Source organism: Spirosoma humi (assembly GCF_054776575.1).
Genome location: NZ_BAAHBR010000005.1, coordinates 32,835 through 57,116, shown reverse-complemented (window position 1 = coordinate 57,116; position 24,282 = coordinate 32,835). Strand labels below are relative to the sequence as shown.

General features: G+C 51.6%; 20 protein-coding genes. 9 read left to right on the top strand and 11 right to left on the bottom strand.

Annotated features, from left to right (window positions below; all coding sequences use genetic code 11):
* On the top strand, positions 1-1,797 hold the full coding sequence (locus tag ACYU8Y_RS07135; RefSeq protein WP_460935647.1) for a type VI secretion system Vgr family protein: 1,797 nt from the start codon (positions 1-3) through the stop codon (positions 1,795-1,797).
* Positions 1,798-1,806: 9 nt separating this feature from the next.
* On the opposite strand, the gene ACYU8Y_RS07130 is transcribed toward ACYU8Y_RS07135, so the two are convergent.
* Positions 1,807-2,568 carry a TssN family type VI secretion system protein gene (locus ACYU8Y_RS07130; RefSeq protein WP_460935645.1) on the bottom strand — a complete coding sequence of 254 codons (762 nt, stop codon included), beginning with the start codon at positions 2,566-2,568 and terminating at the stop codon, positions 1,807-1,809.
* Between the two features lie 486 nt (positions 2,569-3,054).
* Complete coding sequence (locus ACYU8Y_RS07125; RefSeq protein WP_460935643.1) at positions 3,055-3,867, bottom strand: class I SAM-dependent methyltransferase; 813 nt, start codon at positions 3,865-3,867, stop codon at positions 3,055-3,057.
* Positions 3,868-4,220: 353 nt separating this feature from the next.
* Between ACYU8Y_RS07125 and ACYU8Y_RS07120 the strand changes: the two genes are divergently transcribed.
* Positions 4,221-4,418: a hypothetical protein gene (locus ACYU8Y_RS07120; protein ID WP_460935641.1), complete on the top strand. Its 198-nt coding sequence runs from the start codon at positions 4,221-4,223 to the stop codon at positions 4,416-4,418.
* 324 nt (positions 4,419-4,742) lie between these two features.
* On the top strand, positions 4,743-6,092 hold the full coding sequence (locus tag ACYU8Y_RS07115) for a glycoside hydrolase family 2 TIM barrel-domain containing protein (RefSeq protein ID WP_460935639.1): 1,350 nt from the start codon (positions 4,743-4,745) through the stop codon (positions 6,090-6,092).
* Here the strand turns inward: ACYU8Y_RS07115 and ACYU8Y_RS07110 are convergent.
* Both ACYU8Y_RS07110 and ACYU8Y_RS07105 read right to left on the bottom strand, forming a co-directional pair.
* The gene (locus ACYU8Y_RS07110; RefSeq protein ID WP_460935637.1) at positions 6,089-8,644 is read right to left on the bottom strand and encodes a glycosyltransferase family 2 protein; all 2,556 of its coding nucleotides are present in this window, start codon (positions 8,642-8,644) and stop codon (positions 6,089-6,091) included. The two genes, ACYU8Y_RS07115 and ACYU8Y_RS07110, sit on opposite strands and share 4 nt — an antisense overlap.
* Positions 8,645-8,826: 182 nt before the next feature.
* The gene (locus tag ACYU8Y_RS07105) at positions 8,827-9,303 is read right to left on the bottom strand and encodes a DUF3347 domain-containing protein (RefSeq protein ID WP_460935635.1); all 477 of its coding nucleotides are present in this window, start codon (positions 9,301-9,303) and stop codon (positions 8,827-8,829) included.
* A gap of 214 nt (positions 9,304-9,517) precedes the next feature.
* Here ACYU8Y_RS07105 and ACYU8Y_RS07100 point away from each other — a divergent pair, with 214 nt between their 5' ends.
* The 3 genes from ACYU8Y_RS07100 to ACYU8Y_RS07090 all read left to right on the top strand — a co-directional run bounded on the left by ACYU8Y_RS07100 (position 9,518) and on the right by ACYU8Y_RS07090 (position 11,247).
* Positions 9,518-10,048, top strand: coding sequence for a DUF4269 domain-containing protein (locus ACYU8Y_RS07100; protein WP_460935634.1), 531 nt, complete (start codon positions 9,518-9,520; stop codon positions 10,046-10,048).
* Positions 10,049-10,130: 82 nt separating this feature from the next.
* Entirely contained in the window at positions 10,131-10,703 is a 573-nt protein-coding gene (locus ACYU8Y_RS07095) for a Crp/Fnr family transcriptional regulator (protein ID WP_460935632.1), read from the top strand.
* A 97-nt stretch (positions 10,704-10,800) separates the two neighbouring features.
* Positions 10,801-11,247 carry a carboxymuconolactone decarboxylase family protein gene (locus tag ACYU8Y_RS07090; RefSeq protein WP_460935630.1) on the top strand — a complete coding sequence of 149 codons (447 nt, stop codon included), beginning with the start codon at positions 10,801-10,803 and terminating at the stop codon, positions 11,245-11,247.
* A gap of 189 nt (positions 11,248-11,436) precedes the next feature.
* On the opposite strand, the gene ACYU8Y_RS07085 is transcribed toward ACYU8Y_RS07090, so the two are convergent.
* From ACYU8Y_RS07085 to ACYU8Y_RS07060, 6 genes are all read right to left on the bottom strand, one after another.
* Positions 11,437-13,401: a hybrid sensor histidine kinase/response regulator transcription factor gene (locus ACYU8Y_RS07085; RefSeq protein WP_460935628.1), complete on the bottom strand. Its 1,965-nt coding sequence runs from the start codon at positions 13,399-13,401 to the stop codon at positions 11,437-11,439.
* 127 nt (positions 13,402-13,528) lie between these two features.
* A complete protein-coding gene (locus tag ACYU8Y_RS07080; RefSeq protein WP_460935626.1) occupies positions 13,529-13,936 on the bottom strand; it encodes a T9SS type A sorting domain-containing protein in 408 nt (135 codons plus the stop codon).
* A 179-nt stretch (positions 13,937-14,115) separates the two neighbouring features.
* A complete protein-coding gene (locus ACYU8Y_RS07075) occupies positions 14,116-14,511 on the bottom strand; it encodes a hypothetical protein (RefSeq protein ID WP_460935624.1) in 396 nt (131 codons plus the stop codon).
* A 64-nt stretch (positions 14,512-14,575) separates the two neighbouring features.
* On the bottom strand, positions 14,576-15,394 hold the full coding sequence (locus ACYU8Y_RS07070; RefSeq protein ID WP_460935622.1) for a DUF4190 domain-containing protein: 819 nt from the start codon (positions 15,392-15,394) through the stop codon (positions 14,576-14,578).
* Positions 15,395-15,582: 188 nt separating this feature from the next.
* Positions 15,583-16,218, bottom strand: a complete 636-nt coding sequence (locus ACYU8Y_RS07065) for a response regulator transcription factor (RefSeq protein ID WP_460935620.1) — start codon at positions 16,216-16,218, stop codon at positions 15,583-15,585.
* A gap of 37 nt (positions 16,219-16,255) precedes the next feature.
* Entirely contained in the window at positions 16,256-18,217 is a 1,962-nt protein-coding gene (locus ACYU8Y_RS07060; protein WP_460935618.1) for a tetratricopeptide repeat-containing sensor histidine kinase, read from the bottom strand.
* A 257-nt stretch (positions 18,218-18,474) separates the two neighbouring features.
* Between ACYU8Y_RS07060 and tal the strand changes: the two genes are divergently transcribed.
* The 3 genes from tal to gndA are packed head-to-tail and all read left to right on the top strand — an operon-like array spanning position 18,475 to position 21,684.
* Positions 18,475-19,581, top strand: a complete 1,107-nt coding sequence (gene tal, locus ACYU8Y_RS07055) for a transaldolase (RefSeq protein WP_460935616.1) — start codon at positions 18,475-18,477, stop codon at positions 19,579-19,581.
* Between the two features lie 17 nt (positions 19,582-19,598).
* On the top strand, positions 19,599-20,243 hold the full coding sequence (locus ACYU8Y_RS07050) for an HAD family hydrolase (protein ID WP_460935614.1): 645 nt from the start codon (positions 19,599-19,601) through the stop codon (positions 20,241-20,243).
* The gene (gene gndA, locus ACYU8Y_RS07045; protein ID WP_460936052.1) at positions 20,218-21,684 is read left to right on the top strand and encodes an NADP-dependent phosphogluconate dehydrogenase; all 1,467 of its coding nucleotides are present in this window, start codon (positions 20,218-20,220) and stop codon (positions 21,682-21,684) included. The genes ACYU8Y_RS07050 and gndA overlap by 26 nt, the downstream gene beginning before the upstream one ends.
* A 314-nt stretch (positions 21,685-21,998) precedes the next feature.
* On the opposite strand, the gene ppk1 is transcribed toward gndA, so the two are convergent.
* On the bottom strand, positions 21,999-24,140 hold the full coding sequence (gene ppk1, locus ACYU8Y_RS07040; protein ID WP_460935612.1) for a polyphosphate kinase 1: 2,142 nt from the start codon (positions 24,138-24,140) through the stop codon (positions 21,999-22,001).
* Positions 24,141-24,282 lie beyond the last annotated feature (142 nt).

The window sequence follows — 24,282 nt, the reverse complement described above, 5'->3', positions numbered from 1 at the left end:
ATGGCCAAACAGGTTGTTCCGCATATTGAACTCGAAGGCGGCAAAGAGCTGAAAAACGTTTTGTCGCTCACCATCGAGCAGGATCTGTTCGGTCATCACCAATTTGCCCTTTCGGTTCCCTTCGAGGACCTCGAAGAAGCTAATGAACTGTTTTTTCATGAGTCGCACCGGAACGTGGTCGGGAAGACGATTCAGTTTTCGTTCGATCCCCTGCTCGAAAATGGGTCATTCAACTTCAGGTTCAAAGGGCTCGTTACCGAACTTGCCCTCAAAAATACCAGTGACACGTCGAACGTTTTCGTATTGACCGGCGCTGGTCTGACCATTTTACTGGAAGACAGCCGGTTACGGCGGACGTTTCTCCAGTGCAGCCTGACCGATATTGTCAACCAGGTGCTGACGCCGTATCCCAGCAACCTGCTGAAGCGATCGGTAAATCCTAAATCATCGGAAGCGTTACGCTATGTCGTTCAGTATGACGAAACGAATTTTGCGTTTCTGACCCGCCTGGCCGCCGAATACGGCGAATGGTGTTTTTACGATGGACAGCAGTTGGTATTTGGAAAACCCGATAACCAGAAAGTTGATTTTAAAGTCGATGGCATGCAGACGTTTGCCATGAGCCTGCGGCTTCAACCCGCCAAATTTCTGTACACCCGATACGATTATTTAGCCGACGAAACGTACCAAAGTCACTCTAACGATCAGTCGATCAGTGGATTGGGGCAATGGGGCGACTTTACCCTGAACGAGTCAGAGAAGACGTTTAGTCAGGAATCGCAGCTGCCCCTGCCCAAACTCGTGTATGGCCAGAGTGAGTTGAATGAAGTGGCGAAAACGCAGAAAGCCATGGAAGCCAGCCGATTGGTGGAGTTTCAGGGCTTCGGTGAGAATCCAGACATTTCGGTTGGAACGGTTATCTCCGTAAAAGGAACGCGCCTTACCGAACGGGGCGTGTCGGAGGAGAATTTCGGCAGCTACCGGGTTACGCATGTATCGCACACGTTGGACAGCAGCGGAAATTACGCCAGCACCTTCCGGGCCGTGCCCGACTCGGTCACCTACCCGCCCTCAAACCCGTCGTTCCGACTGCCGATGGGCCAGACAGAATTGGCCAAAGTAATTGATAATGAGGACCCCGACAAGCTGGGTCGCGTAAAAGTGGCTTTTATGTGGCCCGGCACCAACAACGAATCGGACTGGCTGCGGGTAGCTCATGCCTATACAGGTGGTGGCGAAGGTATGCTGTTCGTACCCGAGATCGACGCGCAGGTGATGATTGCTTACGAGTCCAACCTGGCCGAGTACCCCTTTGTACTGACTAGCCTGTACCCTAAAAAAGACGGCGTTGATTACACCCGGCGCGACAACGTGCAAAAGACCATCCAGACCAGAGGGGGCAACCAGATCAGCCTGTACGATAAGGATACTGAACAGAAAATTGAGTTGACCAACGTTAATAAAACGGATACCCGCCTGCTGCTCTCGTTTGCCGACGACGGCAAAATAACCATCGAGACGCAGGGCGGCATCGTTATTTCGGGAAAAGACATTCAGATCAAAGCGTCTAATGATTTAACGCTTGAAGCGCAGAACAACATTGAGTTAAAGGCTACCAACGCCGTGAAGGTCGAAGGTACGGCCAGCGTGGCGATCAAAGCCGCCGAGATCAACGCCGAAGCGGACGCCACGGCCAGTGTGAAGGCCAATGCGCAACTCTCGCTCGAAGGTACCCAGACGTCGCTCAAAGGCGATGCAATGGTGGAAGTGAAGGGTGGTGTAATTATGCTGAACTAACGATTGGAATTAGCTCACCCGCCGGGCAATAATCGTTGCATTGTCAGTCAGTTTATTCTGGCTGAAATCAAGATCAGGATCCAGATAGACCGGGCGCTGCCACCAGGCCGTTTTTTTTGTAAATACCCAGCCAAAGGGGCGTCCCGCTTCATCGGTGAACTGGATGGGACTGGCGGGTGTGCGCTCATTATAATCGTTGATAAAGATCAGAAACAGATCGCCCAGCGTCATCGTAACGGGTGCTTTCGCTTTGAAATTCGTAAAATTCGTATCGGCGGACGTTTTGAGAAATTCAAACTGGATGACAAAAATGGTCGACAAGTCAAGCAAATCCAGATCAGGCATCGTTCCATTGAGTGGGTAGTACCATTTCCGGTAATCGGCCGGTGGTATGTTCAGGTAAAATTGATAGGCCTGTCCCACGAAAAAAGGAATCAGGAACGGAATCAGACTGGTCACAAATGGCCAGCGGTCGGCCAGATAACCCGTCTGCCAGTAAAATAGCAGGGCCAGAATCATGGCCACCAGCAGCATGCCTGTCGTCGCCAGCCCCCCCCGCCCAAACGGCGTGAAAAGCAGCGGAGCAACCTGTCTGCTCAAAAACAGGTGCAGACAACCCAGCCCTAGAGCCAGCACCTGAATCAAGATGTAATACCGCTGAAAATGGACGCTGTCCAGGGTACCCGCAACGCTGAAGGCACTCAGCAGCAGGACAACCACAAGCCCATAAAGAAAATTTGGAGATCGTTTTGCGATGGTTAAAGAAGGCATTAGACTACACGTTATTGATCATTTCATTACTAGCGTATTCAGTATGCAATATGGGCGAAAAATTAAAAGAACACACTACTTTAAGTACTTGTCTTTCAAGAGCAAGTCCAATCGCATTCATTTTCTGCCAACTTGCCTTTCCAGCACACTACCCGAAGGCGTACTGCCGTTGGCTAAAACCGTGATTGAGTTGCCTGAGCGTGTTAGCAGTCTCCGTAAAGGGAGACTCAGCCAACGCTTCTCCGCCGTATAGACTACCGGATTCATACAGCCCCCTCGCTGCCGAACCGGGATGTAGTGTACAGGGCCGATGGTCGGAATAAACGCATTTTGTTGGAGGCAGGCAACGGGTGTTGTACCGTTCGTGCACAGACTGGCAAGCCCATCGACAGCTTTGGTCAGGTGGGCCGATTCAACTGGGAAGCAGGTCTTGACTGCTCAGGCGCTGACAGCAGGCTACTGATTTGGCGGCCAACGAGACTGGAATTAACGCGTAACCGTCACGCGCAGGAAAGTGGCTGCTATAGCAGTGCGGTTTGGATCACCACTCGTGTTCTGCTGGTCGAATAACTCCCGTAACTCATGTTCGAGCGCCTGGGCTTTCCCTTCCTTTTGGGCAGCCTCGAAGGCATTCATCGTGGGGCCGTAATAGGTTTTAAACAGGTCGACCAGGTCGGCAGGTGGAGAATCCGTAGTAAACATAAATGTATCCGGAACACAACTGATATTCTCCCGTGGCACACCGGCTTTTTCAAAACGGTCTAGAACGTGATTTTCAATACCCCACAACATGGGACTGACGAAACCCTCTGGCGGAGGTGGTGTGTAGGCCGTGCTGATCTTCAGAATTTGCGCGACCAAGGTGGGGTCGCCTGGTATCCAGTTTCCCATCACTATTCTTCCGCCGGGTCGGGTAACCCGAACCATTTCGCGGGCAACGTCTACTGGCTTCGGCGCAAACATGGCACCAAATATACTGACGACCAAATCGAAGGATTGATCCTTTAATTCATGTAAATCGGTTGCATCCCCTTGCTGGAAAGTGCAGTTGGCTAGCCCTTCTGCTTTAGCTCGTCGGTTACCAGCCTCAACCAGATTTCTGGCGATATCGACTCCTAACACAGTGGCACCAAGTTTTGCTTCCGGAATGGCCGTGGTGCCATCGCCCGAACCAAGGTCAAGTATTTGCATGTCCTTCGTGATCCCTAGTTTGGCAACCAGCTGCTCACCGCTTTTCCGCATAACCTGAGCAATTTTTGTAAAGTCTCCCTTTTCCCACAAGGCTTGGTTCGGATTCATAAGTTTACCTGTTTAGTCTGGTATCAAATTTGAGTTGTTTAAACGACTGGCTAGAACGAGAGGGGTGGCTTCTGTTGACACTCACCCATACCCTACCTGGTTGATTCAAGGCTACGCATCCAGTCATTTATAACAGGCTGAAAGTAAGCCATCTGTCAGCTTTCCAAACAAATTATTTAGCCATCGGAAACTTTCTTCCTGGTGATGGTCTCTACAAAATTCAGGATTTTTATATTTTTATTTTGCTATATATAATACAACTACAACAGTCAAGTATTATTTTTAGGCCGTAAACAACTGCTGAACAGAATCAACAGACGTAGTGAACATTCTGCCTACTCTATTCATTTGCCATGGCTACTAGAAAGAAACAACTGATCCGGGTCGTATTTGACGTATTGGATGAAATGAAACAAAATCTGCGGCTGGATGAAGACCTATCCGTTGCCGCCACCGACCCCGACGAAGCAATCGACTGGGTATTTTCGGAAATGCAGCGTCAACTAAACCGATCGGACATCCGCCTGTCGCGGGTTCGCATTTGCGCCTGAAAGACGCCTTTCAATCTGTTGCTTGACAGCTCTTTTTGTCGCTGCGACCTCAGACGCAATCTACGGATGCAGTAAAATCGCCCTGACCGACGATTACGGCTAACGGCGCAATGACAAAAAGAGTCACGCAATAACACTCAAGTTTAGATAGTGATCAACGCTTCGCGAGTACCTAGTTTACCAGGCGTCGTGGCATTCGTATCCTTGAGTAAAGGCAGGCAAGAAGTTGCGTCATTGGCCTACTTACTGGACGAGTAACCGCTTAGACTATTTTTCCAGAAATAATGTGACCCAGGCCGGTTAGGCGGTCCTCATTATATGAGGATGTCATATTTACGCCAACCACTATCTTTTATAAAGTGGCTTCTGATCGCAGGCTTCTGGAGCCTGTGCAGTTGCCAGGGCACCCAGCAGAAACAGCCCCTGTCAGCCAATCTGGCAGCCCCAACGGCGATTCGCTTCGATGGTACAACGTACCAGTTGCTTCGACACGGCAAGCCTTACTTTATCAAAGGGGCCGGGGGCGTCAGTCACTTTGACGAACTCAAGGCGTGCGGGGGCAATTCCATCCGGGTCTGGGACGATATTGATGCCGGACGCATCCTGGACGAGGCCCAGTCATTAGGGCTGACGGTCATGCTGGGCCTGTGGGTTGAGCGGGAAATCGAGGGCTTCGACTACGACGACCACGAGGCCGTAGAACGACAGTACGAACGCATTCGCAAAACCATCCTGAAATACCGCCACCACCCCGCCCTCTTGCTTTGGTGCGTGGGCAATGAATGGGCGCAGGAAGCCAAAAACGTTAAAGTCTATGACGAGGTCAATCGCCTGTCAAAACTTGTCCACCAGCTCGACCCGAATCATCCGGTCTGTACGGTCATCTCGCCCGATAGCAAACGGGCCATCTGGCTGGTCAGCAAGCGCTGTACCGATGTCGACATTCTGGGGGTGAACTCCTACGCCCTGACGGAGAAACTAGGTGAGTTCTTTCAGAAAGGCGGCTGGACCAAGCCTTACCTTATCTCAGAATATGGCGCACAGGCCTATTGGGAAACAACCGCGTCCGCCTGGGGAGCGCCCGACGAACCCGACAGCCGTCGGAAAACGGAGTTTGTCCGACCTTTTTACCAACGTTATATTGGCGCACAGCCCACCAATTGCTTCGGCGCTTACATATTTTACTGGGGCCACAAGCAGGAGGAGACACACACCTGGTTCAGCCTGTTCGATGAACAGGGCCGTCAGACACCGCTCGTGGCGTTGATGCAGGAGCTTTGGTCGGGCAGAAAACCAGCCAATTTGGCTCCCGTTGTCGACGGCCTGTTCATCGACGGGGAGCCGCTAGCGAACCACTCCTACCCAGCCGCGTCGACGCGACATGAGGCCGAAGTTCGGGTTCAGGATCCGGAAGGTGATCCGCTCACGTTTGCGTGGGAAATTAAACCGCATGCGCAGCCCGGCGCCGATTTCGTGGGCGTTCCCCGGCCCGCTTTACAGGGACTGCTGGAACGTACCGATACCCGAACCGTCCGCTTTCGCTTACCCGAAAAGCCGGGTGCGTACCGGTTATTCGTAAATATATACGATACCCATCGACACGTAGCTACCGCTAATTTTTCGTTTGACATAGCGGGGACATCACCAACCGAACCCACCACAGCCGACGACTAGCGATCGGTTGGCTGCTGTATCGCCAGCCAGGTAGTGGGCACCGCCTGTAAATCGCGGGGTTTCGAGAAAACGACACCCCGAATGGTCGGGTAGCGCTCCCTCATCAGTTCCAGCGCATCGACTGTCCATTGTCGGTCAGGAGTATTATCCGTCACGGATTCCAGACGGGTAATCAGAATCGGTTTTTGCCGGATGCTGTACGTAACATGCGACCGAACCGTGGTGTTCGGAAGCTGAAACAACGCGGCAAACGAGTGCTCTTTGTGGTCGGCGGCCAAATCCGGGTTATTGACGACGGCAAAGCCCAGCCAGTCGACATAGGCGGTGCCCGGATAATAGGTTACCACGGTTGACGGCTGCGCAGGGCACCAAACCCAGGTAATGTTCTGCGCCTGCTGCTGCCGACACAACCGGACAATGTATTGCCACGCCTGTCGGTACAAAACCAGGCTGGCTTCCTGTTGCACCCCATAGGCTTGAGCCGGACTGTCGAACTCAGGCAGGAAACTAACCAGCACCGGGCGTTGCATCTGCCGGACATTCTGCGCCCACCTGCGCAGCGCAGCATCGCGCTCCCCACGCACGATGCTTTTCAGAAACATCCGGACATGGCTTTCTGTCGTATCGGGTCGTCCGCTTGCCCTGATGTACAGCAGCGGCAGTTGCCCATCGACAATCCTGGGCGAAAACTGGATGGACGAATTAGGCGCCATCGGCCAGTCGACGGAATAGGGTGTTATGAGGTTGATGGTTGACGGAAGAGCAGGTTGCCCGGCCGACGGACTGGTCAGGCCAACATAAAAAGGCTGCGTATTGGCAAAACGAAGGTCAGTGGGCCGGTCGTTGGTTTTGATGCGGTACGTAAAAATCAATAAGCCCAGCGCCAGCAGCACCATACCGGCAAACAACGGAATTGCCCGTCGCTGGAGCCAGTCGTAGAGCCCGTAACGAACTACCCAAGCTATTCGGCGCCAGCGCCCGATCTGCGCCGAATGGCCCGATGGTTGGGTAAGCCAATTGGCGAGCTGGCGTAACATCTTCTCCTGACCGGCAATAACGTTAAGCGTCAGAATCAGCATGTTCAGTACCCCAAACACCAGCATCATCTGAAAGTAAATGTTGTACAGCGCAAAACGACCATACCAGTAAATGCTGTAGCCGATGGCCCCGAGGGTAGCCAGCACAAACACAAGATTAGGCAGAATGAGCCAGAAATTATTCCGGGGCCGGTCGTCTTTAGGCGTGGGAATGTACGGCACCTTTACCCGGAATACGGTGTAAATAAACCCCAGCAAATATACCCACCAGGTCCCACTGGCCAGTATGCCACCAACAAGATGAAAGCCAGCCTCGTGCCGCTCAACAAGCCACCGTTGAGCATATTGTCGGATCAGAAAACCCGTTAGCAGCAGCGGTATATAGACCGTAGCGAACCGAAGTAAATCCAGTTGCAGCGGCAGCAGCATGGTGAGCAGCGACAGAATCGGAATGAGCAGGTCGAAAAGCTGCACCATTCCCAGCAGATAATACAGGGGCAGTGTTGTGTAGTGCAGCTTTTGCCGCCAGGTCAGGTGTTTGAACACCCGGGGCAAGGTGGTCACCAATAGCTCGAACGTGCCACGCGACCACTTAAGCTGTTGTTTGTAATAGGCCGATAGCGTGGCGGGTACTAACCCGTACGACAGGGTCAGCGGCACATAAACCGACTGCCAGCCCCTGGCGTGCAGCTTCATCGCCGTGTGCATATCTTCCGACAGTCCATTGGCATGCCCCCCAATAGAGTCCAGCGCTTCCCGCCGAAAGGTGCAGTTTGCGCCAATAGCCTGCGCCGTTCCGTAATTGCCCATGCAGGTCATCATCGGGCCGTAAAAGCTGTAAGTCTGTTCGGCAGCGCCAAACGCGACGACGCTCCCTTTCTGATTATAATAGCCCTGTACGCACTGAACAAAACCCAGATCAGGATTATTGAAATAGGGCAATACATGATCCAGAAAATCCGGTACAGGCACATGGTCGGGATCGATGATCAGGCATATCTCGCCCGTAGCCTGTCGTAAGGCGTTGTTGATATTCCCCGCTTTCGCGTCGGTTTTAGCGGTGCGGGTCACATGAATGACGCCTAGTTGGGCGCAAACCTGCTTAAGGCGGGGGTCGTCGGCTTCGTCACAGAGGTAAGTCGTATGCGGGTAGGTGATCCGCCCGATGGCTTCCAGTGTATTAATAACCATCTCGTGCGGCTCACCAGGGCAGTACGTTGTCAGCACATCTACTGACCAGGTCCGGGTCGTCACCGGCGGCACGGGCGGCACGACATTCCAGTAATGATACCACTCATGCAGGAGCCGCAGAATGCGAAACAGGACGGACACGGACAGCAACCCGAACAGCCAGGGATACCCCTGGTTCTGGGGTTGAAAAAACACCCATAGGAACGCCACCACGAACAACAGGCCAATGCCAATCAGTACACGGACCAGCCGGACGTCGCCCGCTTTGTAAGTAAAGTTATAGTTTTCATTGGGTGTGGATTGGGTGAATTGGGGCCATTTCATACTATGTTGACTCGTTCTGCCAAAAACGGTTACATCAAAGCCCACCAATCCAAAAATTTAATAAGTTGTACCGTTTCGACGGTACGCTAGCCAGGCCAAATTGGCTCCGTTCGGGCAGCACAGCCAGATCGGATACTCAAACAGGCAGGCCCCAAAAGAGCCATCTTCAGCATCAGTACCGTTTAGATTTCCTCTTTGACCGACCCACACGTCAGCATTTTATCGCCGTAGTATGGATTCCGGACTTCACGCTTGTCGCTGAGCCACGATGCCCCTTTGCCTTCGGCCGCCATCGGGCAGAACTGCACGTATGCTTTAGCTGGCCTGGTTGCTTTAGCCAGCGCGATCATGCTGGACGAAAGCCTTTCGAACTGCTTACGCTGGGCATCCACATTCGTACTTTTGCCAATAGCCAGCGCATCGGCTTTAGCGCTTGCCAGCGCCTTTTTGTCAGCCGCTGATAATCTGGTAGCATCGACCTTTTCCAGAGCCGCGACCAGGGCAATTGCCTTTATTTTAGCTTTGGCGGCATCCGTTGCGACTAGGGCATCTTTGACCTGATAATATGCCGTGAGAGCCGGGGCGGTCGTCTGCGCTGAAACCATTAGTGAAACCAGCGACAGGCTCAGGGCCGCTATAGTCAATCGAATTGTTTTCATAAACTGGGCTACATTAACAAGGTGAAACATCAGGTAAGTTTACGACACGACCGGTTGATCATCGATGCGCCGGTCGGTTATTACTTTTTTGTAAAAAAGACAATATGGCAAAAATGAGGCATGAGCGGGTACTTGGTACAAAAATGTGTAGTATAAAGATTTACTTCGGTAATTTTCCATCTGTGTAACTTATTTCGTAGCCCTCCTATTCGGCATGACCGTACACTTTGACACGCTGGACTATTTAAAGACGGGAAATACCCGGCAAAAACAGGCGTATTCGATCCTGACGCATCACAAAATTATGGACAAACTGGTCCGGTTTACGCCTATTCTGGTGGGTACCATTCCCATCGATATTGCCATTGACAGCAGCGACCTCGATATTATTTGTTGCTGGGACGACAAGCAGGCGTTTCAGGCTACCGTCCTCGACTCCTTCAACGGACATACTGGATTCCGTGTCCATGACTATTCAGAGCACAACACCGATTATGTCGTGGCTAACTTTATGATCGACCATGTAGAAATCGAAATTTTTGGGCAAAATATTCCCACCCGGCAACAAATGGCGTATCGGCACATGCTCATCGAGCATACCCTGCTAACCGAGCGCGGGGAGTTTTTCCGCCAGCAAATCCTTGACCTCAAACGGCAGGGCTACAAGACAGAACCCGCCTTCGGCAAATTACTGGGCTTTCAAACAAACCCCTACGAAGAACTGCTGACGTATGAAGCCAAGTAGCGACCATTGCCCCTCCCGGCACTCGCCGTGAGGATTCGATTAGGCATTACCAGTTCATTGATACGTGTAAATTTTAATAACCATGTCAGAACAGTTGATTCATCACATCCGAAAAAATGTAGCCCTCCCGGTAGATGATGAATCGTCGATTCTAAGCTATTTTCGACCTGTGCACATCAGCAGAAAGGAAAATCTGCTGGAAACCGGGCAGCCCTGTAGAGATCATTATTTTGTCCTGAAAGGCTGCCTGCGGCTGTTTTTCCTGAATGAAAAAGGAACGGAGCAAACGACTCAGTTCGCCATTGAGAATTGGTGGCTAACAGACTACATGGCGTTTCAAAACCAGCAGCGTACCGACTTTGCGATTCAAGCAGTCGAATCGACTGACGTTCTGGCTATCGATTTTCAGAGACAGGAGCAACTGCTGGTTCAGTTTCCCACGCTGGAACGCTATTTCCGGCTCATCTATCAGCGGGCGTACGCAGCCTCGCAGTTACGAACAAAGTACCTGTGCGATTTTTCACGGGAGGAGCTTTATCACCACTTCGCAAAAAGCTACCCGGAATTCACCCAACGCGTTCCCCAATACCTGCTAGCTTCGTTCCTGGGCTTCACTCCGGAGTATTTAAGTGAGATCAGAAAAAAGCGTTCTTAAACCAGTTTAAGTTTTTTCGCTTCTGCGCGTCCGACCTTTGTCGTATCAAAACATTGATAGCAAACAAGATTGATTTTCACGGTCAACGACAGACAAAATGAAAAAGCGAATTGACATCCAAGCCATTGAACCACAGGCCTATAAAGCCATGTACGCGTTAGAAGGTTATTTGCAGACCAGCCAGTTAACGAAGATCCACAAGGAACTGATCAAGATAAGGGCTTCACAGATAAACGGTTGTGCCTTCTGTCTGGCGATGCACACAAGCGATGCGCTGAAAGCCGGAGAAACCGCAGAGCGAATCTTCCTGCTGAACGCCTGGAAAGAAACCCGCTTATTTACGGACGAAGAGAAAGTGATTTTGGCGTTAACAGAAGAAATTACGTTAATCCAGAAAAATGGGGTAGCCGACACTACTTACCAACGAGCCCGGGAGATCTTCGGGGAGACTTACTTAGCCCAGCTTATTATGGCCATTGTCGCGATAAATGCCTGGAATCGAATTGCCATTAGCACTCAACTGGAACCATACCCGGTGGACTGAGCTTTCATCCAAAATAAATGTGATAAATAATACGGCTTCTGTTTCAGGCCACACAATAAACCGGCTTCGGCTGCGTTTTTTAAACATTACGCTTTCTTAGCTCCGTGGGTAATTCCCGCGGAGCTTTTTTAGTTTACGAAGTTATCCGTTATCTACCCGTCACGGAATCGACATTCGCGTAAAAGAACACTAGCCCTTGACGTACGCCGATGGTGTTTGTTTATAAAACTCCCGAAAGACTTTGGTGAAGTAAGATGGCGTCTCAAAACCCACCAGATAAGCCGTCTCGGCCGCACTGTGCCCCAACCGTAACAGGTCGATGGCTTTTCGTAGCCGATACTGACGGATCAATTCCACCGGCGACAGATGGGTGAGGTTGTGAACTTTCAGGTACAGCGCTTTGCGGCTCATCGCCAGTTCATCGGCCAGCCATTCGACGCTTAGGGTCGAGTCGTCCAGATGCGCTTCAATCAGCGTGTACAGCTTACGCAAAAACTGATCACTAACCGTTTGCAACGGCGTGGTGCTGTCGGGCTGGGCCAGTTGCTGGCGGTAATGTTCCTGCAGGCGCTGCTGCCGGCTCAATAAGTTACGTAACCGCAACCGGAGTTCGTCCAGATGAAAGGGTTTCGTTAAATAGTCGTCGGCTCCCAATGCCAGGCCCTTCAGGCGATGCGAGTCGCCCGCATTGGCCGATAACAGCACCAGCGGAATATGGTCGGTAACGGGGTCGGCCTTTAAGCGCTCAATCAGGGCGTAGCCATCCAGACGAGGCATCATCAGATCTGTAATAATGATCGAGGGGAGTTCCTCTTTGGCCAGTACCCAGCCGTCGTAGCCGTTGGCCGCCGACCGCACCCGGTACGTGGTGGCCAGCTCAGCCACCATAAATTCCCGCAGTTCGCGGTTGTCTTCGATCACCAGCACCAAGGGCGGTGTCTCGGCGACTCCCGATGGGGTTGTCAGCGGGGGCGTTGCGGGGAGCGCGGGTAAATCGACGAGCACCGAGGGGGCTTCAACCGCCGAAGCGGCCTCGTTTTCATTCGTCCGCTGCAGCGGTAATTCGAGCACAAACTCCGTACCCGATTCACCCGCTTGGCCATCGACCTGGCTCTGAACGTTTATCTGACCACCCAGTCGAAGGGTAAGTTCGCGCACCAGTGCCAGACTAATGCCCGTGCTGTCGTTGGCCCGAATACGCTGATTATCACCTTCGTAATAGCGATCAAAAACGTGAGGAAGTTTATGTGCCGTAATCCCAATGCCCGTATCCCGTACGGACAAACGGGCTCCGGTCGGCGTTTGGTGAAGCGAGACGGTTATGGTTCCCGTAGGTGTGAACTGTATCGCATTTGTCAGCAGATTGGCCAGAATTGTTTCCCATTTGCCCGCGTCGAACCGGTAGTATCCCGTAGGCATATCCGTCTGGTAGACCAGCGCCAGTTGCTTGATATCCGCCGAAGGTCGAAACAAGTCGACCAACTGGCCGACAAAATCGGGCAAGTCGCCTACCTGCTCGACCAGTTCTACCTGCCGGGCTTCGAGTTGGTTAATGGCCAGCAACTGGTTAAGCAAACGAAGAATTTGCCGGGCATTGCGCCGAACCGTGAGTAACTGCTGCTGAAGGGGCACCGATAAATCCGGCGTTTCCAGCAACTTGTCTACCGGAGAGATAATAAGCGACAACGGCGATCGTAACTCGTGCGTAATGTTGGTGAAGAACCGCGTTTTCATCGAATCGACGGCCTTCAACTCCTGGGTTTCGCGCAACTGATGAACGTAGCGGCTGGTCTTCTGGATCGTGGCGTCAAGGTCTTCGAAATTAATAGGTTTGGTGATAAAGTCGAACGCACCCCGGTTCATGGCGGTCCGAATCGTAGCCATGTCCCCATAAGCCGTAATCATCACCGTACGCACCATCGGATTGATGTGCTGGAGCTGGTCCAGCAGGGTGAGCCCGTCCATGCCGGGCATATTGATGTCGCTCAGTAGGAGGTCGATATCGGGTTGTTCTTCCAGCATACGCAGGGCCTGACGGCCATCCTGCGCAAACACAAACTCGTACGTGCCGTTTTGAATCGATTGGCGGAAACGTTGTCGGAAGAGAGCTTCCAGATCGACTTCGTCATCTACCAGGAGTATTTTGGTCTTCATGCGTTGGTGGTATACTAATCGCTAAGGTACGAAAGGAAAGCCATCCGGACCGCTTAGCGGACAGCCTCCTTCGGTAAACCATTCTCTACCAGCAATCGGCGAAAATCCTATTGAAAATTTGGCTTTACTAGTTGAGGGCGATTTGGCGCGCCGATACGCTTGGCTGCTGCGTGGCGAGTGTGAGGTGATGAACCGTTGTATCGACGCCATTGCTGATGGACACTTGATAAATACCATCGGGCAACGCACTTACATCTAACCGCAGACGGGCCATTTTCTGACGTTTTCCGACCCGTTGGGTAAAGAGTTCTTTTCCGGCGCTGTTGGTCATACGAATCTCGACGGTTCCGTTGGTTTGTTTTTCAACAGCGATATTGAGCTTACCTTCGGCATTTGTATACATGCCACTTTTGTAGGCCGCAGCTACCGTTGAGTCAGTTTTCGACGGACTAACGGTCGTGTCAGCGAAAGAAGCCGAAAGGTTAACCAGGGTTAAGGAACAGGCAACGAGCAGGGTATTTATGAGCGTTTTCATGGTAGTCGACAATTGATTTAGTTATCCGTTTTGGATAGATCAAAGGTCGGCAACCTGGCGAGCAGAGGCTGTCACAAATGAGTCAATCACTGCTACTTTTGTGACAGCCACCTATTGGGCTACGGTTGCTTCTCCCAGCGCTTTAGTACGTTTGCCAACTTAGACACTTACTCGAATAACTATTTTTTGGCTGATATTGAGAAACTTCCCGTATTATCCGAATAAGCCAGCGAAAACGTAGTGCCGTCAATTGATCCAAGGCGGACACCACTGTCCATGATGTCATAGCTTGACCCGCTCGACTTATTAATAGTTGCCACGCCGACATCTATATTTGTTGGTTGTCCAGACGTGATAATGGAAAGCGATATCGCGATCTGCGTATCACTATTTTTAACGACACTCACGCTCCCACTAGCACCTTGTTTCGGGATCAATGTAGTTGATCCATACACAAAACTTGTCATTTGATAGATGCCCGCTAACTCCGGCTCCGGGTCTTTCTTCCCTACTTTATCGGGCAAACATGACGTTAAGGCCAGCAATAAAAGAAGAGCAATACCTATATTTTTCATCAGTTGACTGAATTAGAAGTGAATGAACCGGCTAATACGTACGCATCAACCGGTTTACCTAAGATTAAAACAGTACGTACAGAAGAATAACCGCTGCCGAAACCAGCCCGGCGATCATACCGCCCAAGGCGAGTCCTTTCCCTTTAAAGCGCCCCGGTTCTTTGCGAATGCGGGTCAAGCTTAACGCGCCAAACACAATGGCGGCCGCTCCCAGTAGGAAAGCCCCGTAACCAGTCAATATGGCCAGCCCGCCCGTAGCGATGGAAACAATGGCGAAGGGATCGGTACGCGGGCCGTCATCCTGTGAATTGGTGGGGCTGTTGTACGATGTTCGGCCACCCGACGAACTGCTGCTCGATGGATTAGCCGCCGAATTAAAGCGCTCTACATCGCCGGTCGAATACTTAATACTCAGCACATCACGCTTGGAAATGGTGTAGTCCGGTCCGTCTGGCCGTTCACATTTTTTATACTTGATTTCATTGACCCCCACTTCCTTTATTTTGGCCTCAATGACATCCCCATTGCGTAACACGATCTGATCGCATTGGGGCGGAACGGGTTTCGCCAGACGCGTGCGCCTTGGCTGATGCTGAACCGAAGACAGGTCATTGGCCGATTCAACCGGCGGGGTGAGAACGGGTTCCATCGATAAATTCCAAATGGGTTTCGTGGATCGTGGAACCGCTTCCTGTAGCGAGGCCGTCAGTGACGAGTCAGTCAATGGTTCTAGTGAAGGCTGATTGACCGCCAGCCGCTGGGCAGCCGGGTGGTAAGTTGGCGCCAGATAAGCAGTGGCAGCCCGTTGGCAAGACAGTGTGCCAACAAACGTCATCAGAGCAACGAAGAAAACAGCAATCGAACGGGGAGTCAGCGTTTGCATAACGTGGATACCAGGTGGCAGTTTGGATAGTGATTACCGTCAATCACCGGGGCAAAACTACCGGCTGGGTCCAGGGTGGACAATACCGCATTTGCATGATTTTGGCGAGCCAACAGGTGGCTAATGGATCAATCAAACTGGGCTGGAAACCTTTTTTTCATCAGTTCGCACCTTTGATCCCTTGTCGTCTATTTCCGTCCCAGATACTTATTGACAGCCTCTACTTTCGAATGGACCTGCAATTTCTCGTAGATGTTAAAGATATGCTTACGCACGGTAGTCGGGCTGATAAACAGCTCGTTGGCCACCTCTTTATGGCTGTGTCCTTTCGCCAGCCGGTCCAGAATTTCGCGCTCACGGGAGGTCAACACGTCCAGTTCATTGGCTGCTGATGGGCCCGTATAAAACGAGCCCGCAATTTTTCGGGCAATGGTACTGCTCATGGGTGCTCCTCCTTCGTGCAGTTCAGTTATGGCCTCCAGGAGCTTGTGGGGAGGGCTACGCTTGAGGATATACGCGTTAGCACCAGCCTTAAGCGCGTCAAAAACGGTTTCGTCTTCATCGTACATCGTGCACATCATGAACTGCATATCAGGACAAAGCGCTTTTAACTGCCGAACGCAGTCGATACCGTTCATGCCGGGCAGATCAATATCCATGAGGACAACATCGACGCAATGGCTCGGCAAATAATCGAGTGCCAACTCGGCATTCTCGAATGTGGCCTGGCAACTAAAGCCTTCGGCTCCATCGACCAAAATGGCCAACGATTGCCGGATTGGCTCTTTATCTTCAACGATTGCTACCGTAATGGAGGTTTTCATCCGGCAATATTGACTTATTTTTCCCGTCGATGCTATACTACGTTTGTAGTATTTTGGGGGCAGAAACGAGTGGATATGGATACATAATCTTCACCACAGTACCGGTCGGCGAGGGAACAATCGAAAATGTTCCACCCGTTTCGGCCATCCGATTCTGCATGTTGGCCAACCCATTTCGCCATCGGATCCGTTCAGTGGGCGTAAAGCCACGCCCGTTGTCGCTAACTTCAATTAGCAGGCGGTCCGTTTCGGGTCGAATCAGGAGCGATACCTGGGTTGCCTGTGCGTGTTTGACTACATTATTGAGCGCTTCCTTCACGGTCAGAAAAACATTACGGCGGTCGGCGCCCCGTATAGTAATCTCTTTGGGCGACTCGCTCACCTGCGTTTTCAGCACCAGACCGGTGTTATCGATAAACTCACTGGCGTAGGCTCTGGTATAGGCAATTAGCCCGTTGAGGCTATCATTTTTTGTATTCAACGACCAGATGATCTCATTCATGCTGGCGACCATATCGGCAGAGATTGTCGAAATCTTTTCCACTTCGGGGATAATGGCCGTTCCCATCCGTGTTTTTGCCACTTCGCTCAGTAAACCAATGGCGGTCAGAGAGGCCCCCAGATCATCGTGCATTTCTTTGGCAATGCGCAACCGTTCTTTCTGCTGCCCCTGCAACTCCGATTGCACCACCGCCAGCGTGTGTTCGCGTTCGGCAGCCAGCAACGCATTATCGGCCGTTCGCTGACGCTGGCGTGAATACAAGTAAGAAAATACCAACCCACTCACCAGAACGACCCCAGCCAAAGCCGCGATCAATAGCCATAAATTCTGTCGCTGACGAGCCTGCTCCAGCCGACTGATCTGCCGTTGTTTCTCGGCTAGTTTCTGACCAGCTTCGGCCTGGCGAAGTTTCAGCTCATACTCTTCCAGGAGCGTTTTTGCTTCCAGCGTCGAGAGCGAATCTTTCGTTTGCATGTATCGACGATACCAGGGAATCACCTCTTTATACTGACCCATGCCGAGGGTCGCATTTGCGTATTCGCGGTAAATATTTCTGAATTCAGACAGACCTACGTTGTGTTGTTTCGCCAAGGCGTAGGCTCTGTCAAGTAATGATTTTGCCCGGCTATACTGCTTTAGTTCGTTGTAGGTTTCGGCCAGTCCGGCTAGCAGATGCAGTTCCTGAAGCGGATTATTCAACTGTTTGTTCATCTGAAGGGCTTCCTGGTAATAATATAGCGACGAGTCGAACTGTGCTAACTCTTTATGCACATTCGCCATATTGCCGTACAGACTGGCGACGATATGCCGGTCGCGAGTTGGATTGAGCAGGGCTTTCCCTTTCTGAAAATAAGCCAGTCCCCGCTGCAATTGATTTTGTTTGACGTAAATAGCGGCCATACTTTGGTAATCCAGCGAGATGTCCTGGTCGGAACTCTTCGCCAGTCGATCATTGGTGAGCGCCCGATCGAAATAAGCCAGCGCCTGCGGGTAGAGCTTCTCGGATTCGTACATGAGGCCCAGATTCTGGTAGAGAACCGCGGCTTTCCGGCGATTCTTGTGCGTCAGCATAAACGGAGCCGCCTGTTTAAAATGCAGAATAGCCTCTTTGTTTTTGCCCTGCCATTTGGCCGACTGTGCAATGGCAAAGTGGCAGAGGCTACGATACTGTTCCGACGTATCTTGTTCTGCTTTCTGCAATCCTTCCGTAGCCAGCCGGTAGGATTCATCGTGGTGTCCCAGTATATCGAGCAGATACGTTATTAACCGAATACTCTCGAAATAACCTTTTGTATACCCAATTTTACGGGCAAATGATAGCGCACTTCGATAATCACGGAGAGCCGTTTCGGGCTGTTGCATTTCGATAACCTCTGCTTTTTTCAGCAACGTCATCACGTAACTGGTATCCGTAGGATTAGGGACGCGCTGACCGAAGCTACTACCCGCATATATAAAGAGAAAACAAACAAAAAACAGCTCTCGTTGAACTAGCATTCGTATGATCATTACGGAAAACGTTGATGCACAAATATACAGGGCAACCTGCTTACTACTTACCTGGTGAATGAGTTGCCGCACACTCATCTTGTAGCCGCCCAACCCCAGCATTTATTACCTTTAGCACGCCACTCGGGCAACGACTTCCGGCAATGCATGTCAATGCCGTTGCCCGGCACGTTAATGGCCGATTAAATGTTGCCCACAGATCAACTAATGTTAAACAATTAGAAATCAACGGAAGTCTATTTCTTATGGAAACGAACAACGTAAAGCAAATCCACGACTTCGGCCAAAGCATCTGGCTCGATTTCATTGACCGGAAAATCATGAATACCGGCGAACTGCAAAAACTCATCGATGAAGACGGGGTTCGGGGTATTACTTCCAACCCGGCCATCTTCGAAAAAGCGATCAGCAGCAGTAGCGACTACGATGGCGACATTGCCCAGCTTGCCCAGAGCAATCTAAGCAATGAAGACCTCTTTTATAGCCTGGCAATCAGTGACATCAAACGGGCAGCCGATATTTTTAAGCCTATTTATTCCGATGAGGATGTGGTAGGGGCCGACGGTTACGTCAGTCTGGAGGTCTCTCCGTTTCTGGCCCGCGACACCGACGGTACGATCGCTCAGGCACTTACGCTCTGGAAAAAAGTAGAACGCGACAACGTGATGATAAAAATTCCCGGAACGGCAGAAGGGTTGCCCGCCATTCAGCACTGTATCTCGGAAGGCCTGAATATCAACGTTACGTTATTGTTCAGTCTGGAGCGCTACGAAGCCGTAGCGAATGCTTACCTGACGGGCCTCGAGCTACGGGATCAGGCGGGGTTACCCATCAATAAAATTGCTTCGGTTGCCAGCTTTTTTCTGAGCCGGATCGATACACTGATCGACCCCATGCTTCCCGAAAAGGGCCTGGCCGATCTGAAAGGAGAAGTGGCCATTGCGTCGGCCAAGAAAGCCTACGAGATCTACAAGCGGGTGTTCAACAGCGACCGTTTCCTCAAATTAGCGGCTAAAGGCGCTACGCCACAACGGTTGTTGTGGGCCAGCACGGGCAGCAAGGACCCGTCGTTCTCCGACGTCAAATACCTGGAAGCACTGATTGGTCCCAAAACCGTCAACACCGTTCCGATGGATGCGCTGGTCGCCTTCCGCGATCATGGTGTGGCGGCCGATCGGCTGGAAGATGGCCTCGATAAAGCCACCCAGACCCTGCAACGGCTGGCCGACGCGGGCATTGACCTCGCAGCACTCACCCAGCAACTGGAAGACGAAGGCATCGAAAAATTCAACACCCCTTACCAGAAATTGCTGGATGCTATCGAAACCCAGCGCACCAAATCCCTGGCATAGCTCTTTTGGTTATGAAAATGCCTGAATTAAAAATTCTGCTCTTCGATATCGGCGGTGTCCTGCTCAACAATGCCTGGGGGCATGAGTCGCGCAGGAAAGCCGCCGATCTTTTTACCCTCGACTACAATGAGATGAACGTGCTTCATAACTTCATCTTCTCGACCTACGAAACGGGCAAAATTACCCTTGACGAGTATCTGGATACGGTTGTCTTTAATCACCCGCGCGATTTCAGCCGGGAGGAATTCAAGGACTTCATGTTCGCTCAGTCGGTGGAGTTACCCAACATGCTGGCCTGGCTTACCGCCTGGAAACAAAACCACTGCGGATTTCGTATTTTTGCCGTGAACAACGAAGGCCGTGAGCTAAACCAGTACCGGATCGACACGTTCAATTTACATCAGGTCTTCGACGCGTTTATTTCATCGAGTGAAGTTGGTATGGTCAAACCGGACCCGAATATCTGGCGCCTGGCCATGGGTATTGCCCAGGCCAAACCAGAACAATGTGTTTACTTTGACGACCGGCTGATGCTGGCGCGGGCAGCCAGTAAGCTGGGTATCCGGGCCTATCACCACCAAACATTTGACGAAACCAGACAAATCCTCGAAGATCTCTCCCATTCACCCCTATCTGATTATGAATACCGATTCAACCAGTAATCAATTTACGTTTGGCATGATTGGCCTCGGCACGATGGGCCGCAACTTATTGCTGAACATGGCCGACCATGGCTTTTCTGTGGCGGGTTACGACAAAAATCCGGCCCAGTCGGAATTGCTCGAAAAGGCGTGGGCCAACGATTCCGGCGGCAAGGCCGATAACGTTGTCAAAGGCTTCACAGACATCAGCGCTTTTGTCAAGAGCCTCAAAAGTCCCCGTGCCATCATGATGCTGGTTCCCGCCGGCCCGATTGTCGACAGTGTCGTTGCTGAATTGTTGCCCTTGCTCGACAAAGGCGATATCATCATCGACGGTGGTAACTCGCACTTTACCGATACGATGCGTCGCGATAAAGCACTCGAAGCCGAAGGATACCATTTCTTCGGAATGGGAATTTCGGGCGGTGAAGAAGGCGCGCGTCGTGGCCCAAGCATGATGCCCGGTGGCGACAAGGCGGCTTACGAGTTCGTGAAGCCAGTTCTGAACGCCGTAGCGGCCAAAGTTAACGGCGACCCCTGCGTCACTTATATCGGCCCTGGTGCGGCTGGACATTTCGTTAAAATGGTGCATAATGGCATCGAATACGCTGTCATGCAGCTCATCGCCGAAACATACGAAGTGTTGCGCAAAGGACTGAAACTGGACAATGCCGCCATTGGAAAGGTGTTCAGCGATTGGAACGAGGGGCGTCTGCAGTCGTTTCTGCTGGAAGTGACCAGCGACATTTTCAAATACCACGAACCCGGCGAAACACAACTGCTGCTCGATAGCATAAAAGACGAAGCCCGCGCGAAGGGAACCGGCAAATGGACCTCACAGGTAGCCATGGACCTGGTTACGCCCATTCCAGCCATCGATAGTGCGGTTTCGATGCGTGACTTATCCAAATATAAAGCGTGGCGCGTGCAGGCCGCCGGTATGTACGGCGACGAAATTGCTCCGCTGGCCGTCGATAAAGATGCGTTTCTGGCAAGTCTGGAACAGGCATTCTACTTCTCGATGATCACGACGTACGCCCAGGGTATGCACCTGCTGGCGTCGGCCTCTGAACAGTACGCCTACGAGCTGAATCTGGCCGAAATCACGAAAATCTGGCGGGGTGGCTGCATCATCCGGGCCGCGTTCCTGGAAACGATGCTGAGTGCGTATCAGGCTGATTCGTCACTGAAGCACCTGTTGCTGGCACCCGCCGTGCAGGCGATTATTCAGGAAACGGTGCCCGGTATTCGTACGGTTGTTGGCACTGCCGTTGCGGCCGGTATCGCCGTCCCAACGTTTGCTACGTCGGTCAGTTATTTCGACGCCTTCCGGTCAGCCAATATGCCCTCGAACCTGATTCAGGCTCAGCGTGATTACTTCGGGGCGCACACTTTCGAGCTCATTGGCAAGGAAGGTGTTTTCCACGCTCAATGGCAAGAGAAAGAAGCCACAAATCCTTAATGGAAGTTATTTGGCTTAAATAACCTAAATAAGGACAATTAAAGGCTTCGGTAGGTTAATGACAGCTTATTGCTAATTATTTTTGTCATCCCGACGAAGGGGGGATCCTAATGTATCCTTACCTGAGTGCCAGGAAAGATCAAGATCCCTCCTTCGTCGGGATGACAAAAATTGGTATTTAGTGCATTAAGTATCTACGCGATCAAATTAAGCCATTATTCTCATTAACTAGTAAAAGCGTTTGGGCCTTCTTCTAATGGTTTTCGATTACAGAAACCATTGGAAGAAGGCCCAAACTATGTAAAATTAGGTTATTATTCGACAACCGTCGGACGCTGTGATTGTTGCTTCAACCAGTCATAAATAGCGAGTTGAGCGCGCACCTGAGATTCCTCTGTGGCACGAATGGGCAGATTATGCCCCTGCTCATCAAGTAGACAAGCTTTGGTATTATCAGCCAGTTGATACGCAATAAGTTGGCGAAGTTCTGCTTGCACCTGTAGGTCGTAGACCGGAAAACCAACTTCTACCCGGTGATACAGGTTGCGCTGCATCCAGTCGGCGGAGGCCAGGTATAGTTCCTCGTCTCCATTGTTGTGAAAAATGGCGACCCGGGCATGTTCCAAAAACCCATCCACCAGCCGGATTATGCGAATTGTTTCGCTCATGCCCGCCACGCCCGGCACCAGGCAGCAAATGCCCCGAATCAACAGATCGATGGTGACACCGGCCCGGCTGGCCTCATACAGCCTGTCGATCATGGTTTGATCTTCGAGACCATTTAGTTTAAGCGTAATATGGGCTCGTCGGCCCTTGTGAGCATGGTGAATCTCCCGCTCGATCATGTCCAGGTAGCGTTTCTGAAGGGTAAAGGGCGATACCAGCAGATGATTTAGTTTGCCCACATCTTTTTGTTTACCCAGGAAATCAAACACCTGACCCAGCTCGCGCACAATGGATTTATGCTTCGTCATCAGGCCATGATCGCCGTAGATTTCGGCCGTCACTTCATTAAAATTACCCGTAGCCAGGTAAGCGTATTGAATTCGTTTGGCTTTGGCAGACGGTTTCCGGCGTTTGATCAGGGCAATTTTGGCATGGACCTTCACCCCCGGCAGACTGTAGATGATGCGTACCCCGGCGGCTTCCATCTCTTCGGCCCAGCGCAGGTTATTGGCCTCATCGAACCGGGCTTTTACTTCCACGAATACATTCACCTGCTTCCCGTTATGGGCGGCACTCATCAGCGCATTGGCAATCAGCGAATCGGACGCGATGCGGTAGAGGGCAACGTCGATCTGGTAAACCAGCGGGTCAATGGCGGCTTCGTTGAAAAACCGCAGGACATATTCATACGACTGATACGGAAAATGCAGAATACGGTCCCGCTCGTCAATAGCGGCAAAGATGGAATCATGCGTGTCCAGTTCAGGCTTTAGCAGCGGAGGTAAAGCGGGCGATGTCAAACCTGGCCCTTTGGGCATGGGTAGTTTCAGCAACGCACTCAGACTATGATAGCGTCCGCCCGCCTGTAATTCTTCGGGTTTCAGGGCAAACAGGTTGATAAACAGGGCAATCAGATCAGCGGGTGCATTACCGTCGTAGAGGAAACGAACCGGCGGGGCCGTCTTCCGCTTTTTGAGCTGCCGTTTGATCTTTCGGACCAGATTGCCATGATACTCATCTTTAATATCAATATCTTCCGATCGATTAAGCTTAAAGCTAAAGCAACCCGTTACCTCATAGCCCGGAAAAACAATCGACAGGTTAGCCCGGATGACATCGTCCAGAAAAGCGAAGTATTGCTTATCATCAATGGGGCTGAGCGGAACAAAGCGGGGCAGCTTATCGGCCGGAATATTCAGGTAAGCGTACAGCGTATCATCAGCCGTCAACTCGGTTTGGTCAGCCGGATCAGGTCCAGACTGCCGCCTGAGGTTAGGTCGTAAGGTCAGGGCAAAATAGAGCTGCTGGCTATCCAGAAAAGGAAGCCGCCTGCTGTGCTTAGCCTTCCGAAGCGAGCCAATGAACACGGGTTGAAGATACGACAGCACGGTACTCCGGAAAAATCGTTCCTGTTCATGGCGGTGTACTTCCGGCACTGTTTCCTGCTGATACAGGATAAGACCATGCGCCTGCAACTGGGGCAGCAGTTCATGATGAAAGATCGCCTGGTATTGCTCCTGTTGCTGAGCCACAATACCCAGTACCTGCGTGAGTGTTTGCTGAGGATCGGTGCGTAATCGACGGGTTATTTTTTTCTGCCGCAATCGGATCAAACTACGCAGCGCGCTGACCCGAACGCGAAAAAACTCATCGAGATTAGCGGAATAGATAGCGAGAAACTTGACCCGGTCCGCCAGCGGCACCCGGTTATCAGCGGCTTCCATCAGCACACGTCCGTTAAACGCCAGCCAGCTTATATCCCGGTCTATATATCGGTTCTTAGGCTCCATAGGTAAGTAGAGGTCGTTTATAACTGCTATCCGTACAACTACCTGGAAAGCGTTTGGGGCGGTCGGCACATCAAGAAATTGTTATGTTTCCCCCGCGGGCGGGCAATCGGGTGTGTTAACTGCAGCCTATGGTCACCTTTGA